At 40.1% G+C, this 4,314-nt stretch carries 3 protein-coding genes; 2 read left to right on the top strand and 1 reads right to left on the bottom strand.

Annotated features, from left to right (window positions below; all coding sequences use genetic code 11):
- Positions 1-399: 399 nt before the first annotated feature.
- A complete protein-coding gene (locus tag ACFIL8_RS07900) occupies positions 400-894 on the bottom strand; it encodes a hypothetical protein (protein ID WP_375681162.1) in 495 nt (164 codons plus the stop codon).
- A 615-nt stretch (positions 895-1,509) separates the two neighbouring features.
- Here ACFIL8_RS07900 and ACFIL8_RS07895 point away from each other — a divergent pair.
- Positions 1,510-3,177, top strand: a complete 1,668-nt coding sequence (locus ACFIL8_RS07895) for a peptidase domain-containing ABC transporter (protein ID WP_375681161.1) — start codon at positions 1,510-1,512, stop codon at positions 3,175-3,177.
- A partial coding sequence (locus ACFIL8_RS07890) for an HlyD family type I secretion periplasmic adaptor subunit (protein WP_375689361.1) occupies positions 3,167-4,314 on the top strand: 1,148 nt, incomplete at its 3' end. The genes ACFIL8_RS07895 and ACFIL8_RS07890, both read left to right, overlap by 11 nt.

Here is a 4,314-nt window from a genome sequence, read left to right as displayed (position 1 = left end):
TCCAAATTAATCTATAATTATAAATTAATAATGAATAATCATTGTTCATAGAAATAACGTATATAAATAAAAAATGTCATAGAAAATAATATAAAGAACAAAAATATTCTTAACAAAATTTTTTTCCAAATTTCTTTTTTACTATAACCTTTAGATTTATAATATGAAAACAATGTATAGAAAAATATAATTAAAGCACCTATAGAAAATAATAATTCTACAATAATACTAATAAGCTCATTCATAAAAAAAATCCAAAATAAAATATCTATTATCACACACAAAAATATCCCTGAAATCAGTTTAGCCATAGCTTTAAAGTATGTTTACAATATCACTGATCTCAGAAATATCTTTATCGTTATTTTCTAAATAAATTAGAAACAGTGTCCCTCCACTTTACGGATGGCATTGATTGTATTTATCTATAAAACCGGTAGCAGCTCCTGTTAGTCCGCCGCCTACTGCTCCACCGAGCGCACCAACAGGACCTCCAGAAGCTCCTGCTATTCCACCTCCTATTGCTCCTATCCCTCCCTTTATGGCAGCTGATTCAACGTAATCGCCTACTTGACAACTCGGATTTGGATGACATTGATTATACTTATCTACAAAACCGTTAGCTGCTCCTGTTAGTCCGCCGCCTACTGCTCCAGTGAACGTACCAACAGGACCTGCCACTGAACCACCTAATGCTCCTCCTAGTGCTCCTATCCCTCCCTTTATGGCCGATGCTTCAACGTAATCGCCTACTTCACAGCTCGAATTCGGATGAAATTGATTGTACTTATCTACCAAGGCATCACCAGCTCCTCCTATTCCGCCGCTTACTGCTCCCACCGAGAAAGCCAGCACCTGCACCTCCTGATCCAGCAATAGAACCTCCCGCTGCACCAGCACCACCTCCTAATACTAATCCTACAATGCCGCCTTTACCTGCTTCTTGAGCATAAGCGTCTGTATTATGATCATCTTCTGGAAAAAGCCAACTTTTTGGATGTGAGTTACTACTTGAATCACCAGCTCCTCCTATTCCGCCGCTTACTGCTCCACCGTGTAAGCCAGAACTGACACCTCCCGGTCCAGAAAAAAGACCTCCAACTGCACCAGCAATACCTCCTATTACGTCTCCTATGATGCCGCCTGCACCTGCTGCTTGGGCATGAGCGCCTGTACTATAATCATCTTATGGAAAAAGCCAACTTTTTGGATGTGAGTTACTACTTGAATCATTTGATGAGCTTGAACTACCCATTTAAATCCTCCTTTTATTATTAAAAATAACTGTATCACAACGATACAGTGGAAAATTCATTATTGTTCATTTTATAATAAGTCAAATATAATTTGTATAAATAACAATAAAAATACTGTATAAACAATAAATACATTATGTTTATATTATATTAACACAAAATGTATATTTTGTGTTAATATAATACTATTTACAATACTGTTTAAATATGCGACATCAATCGCTCTTTCTCTTAAACAAAATCATAAATTCAAATGAGTCATTCACAAGAAAAACCAGTATCATTCTCTTGGTTTACAAGAACAACAAAGAAATATATCTATTATGTCATCGAACTCAGTTGCGTTGCTGTTGTTTTGCGTTTGCTGGGCTTGGTGAATCCTTTTATTTTTCAAGCGATTATCGACCGTATTCTCCCTTTTCAGCGTATTGAAAGTCTCTATGCTATCGTTGTCTTGATGGTTGCTATCATGCTGTTTAGCACAGCTCTTAGCACTCTATCTGGCTACTTAGGTGCCTATTTAGCCAATCGGCTTACGCTAGAATTTGGACGGCGCATTTACACCCATCTTTTAAGTCTCTCCTTGCCCACTTTACGCCGTTGGCAAGTAGGAGAATTGTTTTCACGTATTGGAGAAGTTGATACAATTCGCGGTTTTTTAACAGGAACCATCGCCACAACTGTGCTAAATGTTCTCTTTGCCATTATTTATATTGTTGCACTCTTTTCCATTAGTCCGAAACTTACCTTCATTGTCCTTATCATTTTACCTTTACAAATGGGGTCTTTAGCGTTGGTCGGTCCCTTCTTGCGCCGCCAATTACGCCGTGCTTTCACTCTGCAAGCTGTCCATAAATCGCGCCTTATTGAAAGTTTTACCAATCTTGAAGCCATTAAAGCACATGTAAAAGAATCTGCTCATACGATACGCATGCAAGAAACTTTAGCTCGTAGTTTAGATCAAAGCCTTACAACCAGTAAATTGCATCTTCTCAATGGAGCCATGAGCCATATTTTTGGTGATCTTTTCACTATTTTTATTATCTTTTTTGGTGCTCAGGCAGTTCTTCAAAACCAGATTACGCTAGGGCAACTTATTGCCTTTCATCTTCTTGCAGGCAATGTTTCTGGTCCTATCTTAAGCCTTGCATCCCTATGGGAAGAATGGCAGCATTTGAAAATCTCTCGTCTTCGTTTGGGCGATATTCTTAACTCCCCTCCAGAATGGGAAGAAGAAAAGCCGCCTCTTCAACTCAGCGCTCCTCCTCATCTTGAAACCAACGATCTCTGTTTTTCTTATGGAGATAAATCCATTATCAATCATCTTGATATCTGTTTACAACCTGGGCAACCAATTATGTTACTTGGTCCTTCAGGGTGCGGAAAAACAACCTTGGCGAAGCTCCTTTGTGGACTCTACCCCCCAACAAGCGGGAAGATATTGATTAACGCCCAACCTTTACAGAATTTTGATGTCCGTAGCGTGCGTGAAACAATCGCGTACTTTCCTCAAAATCCTTGCCTTTTTTCCGGAACCATTCTTGAGAATATGCTTCTTGCTAAACCAGATGCCACTAAAGATGAAATTGACGCTGCACTATATGTTAGTGCTTGCCATGATTTGATTGCTCAGTTGCCTCTAGGACTCCATACTCAAGTAGGAGAGCAAGGTGGTTTTTTATCAGGTGGTCAGCGCCAACGCTTGGCTTTGGCTTGTTTCTTTCTGATAAACCCAAGCCTGCTTATTTTGGATGAACCTACTTCCGCATTGGATGACGCTGTCAGTGCACAAATTGTGGAGCATTTATATAAACTTTCACAAGATCGTATTGTTCTTGTTATTACCCACAAAAGTGACCTCTTTCCTCAGCATGCAAACGTCTTAAACTTTACTGATTTGGAGGCAAAAAATGGCAGATAAAGCTCCCTATTTGCGCCCTTTGTCACCAACGCTTCATATGGTTGTTGCTGTTTTGGTCACCTTATTTCTCTTTATTGTGATCGGCAGCTTTATCGCAAAAACAGAGATTGTTGCACGGGGGCAAGGAAGTGTTATTCCCACCGCTTACGTTCAGCTGGTCCAAGCGCAAAATACAGGACGCATTGAGAAAATCCTTGTAAAAGAAGGGCAATTTGTTCATCAAGGGGATCTCCTTATTCAATTAGATCCCCGTGAAGCCCTCAATGAGTGCGCACGTGTTCAAGCAGATATCGCGCAACAAACCCTTCAAGCACAAATCGCAACAGCTATTTTAACAGCTTTGCATGAAAGTGATCCTTTGGATAAAGATTTTGTGACCAAAGGACTTGCCTATCTGCCAGTTCCTCCTTCTGGCAACACGACTGCAAGAATAGAAGGGGAAAAACTCATTAGCGCTGCCCTTCAATCTCTCCAAGATAAATTAAGAGCGCTAAAAGCACAAGCGGACCGCGTCGAGCGCAGCGGTGCAACACAACATGCGCAATTAGATAGGTTGGAAGATGATCGTCAATTAAGCCAAGGAAAATTAAAAGCTGCAAAAAGCCTGATGGAAACAAAAGTCATTAGCCAAGCGGTTTATTTAGAGCGTTTACATGACTTTAAAAATGTCGAGCATGAAATTTTAACCAATCAAAGACGTTTGGAAGAAAATGCCGCCGAAATCAATACCCTTCGCCAACAACGGAAAAGTCTCATTTCCGATGAAATCGCCCGCTATCGCCAACTTTCGCGTGAAACAGAACTGAATCTTCAAGGATTAAAAGCAAAGCTTGATAGCACTCAATACCATCTTGACCACTTATCACTTTATGCACCTGTTGATGGACGTATCGATGATTTAAGTATCCATACTTTGGGCGGCTTTGTAGAAGCTGGTAAAACGCTTATGCGTATTGTCCCTGATGCAGGTGGTCTCATTGTTGAAGCGTTTTTTGATAATCGAGATATTGGTTTTTTAGAAAAGGGTCAACGTGCTTACATCAAGTTTTCTGCCTTTCCACCTGAACGTTTCGGTGTTATCCACGGTACAGTCGTTAATGTAGGCGCTACAGCGCGCTATAATAAAGAAATTAATGG

Source organism: Bartonella sp. AP57NXGY (genome assembly GCF_042195805.1).
Classification (GTDB): Bacteria; Pseudomonadota; Alphaproteobacteria; order Rhizobiales; family Rhizobiaceae; genus Bartonella.
The sequence above is the reverse complement of the archived record's forward strand: the minus strand, read 5'-3'. Positions and strand labels throughout refer to the sequence as shown.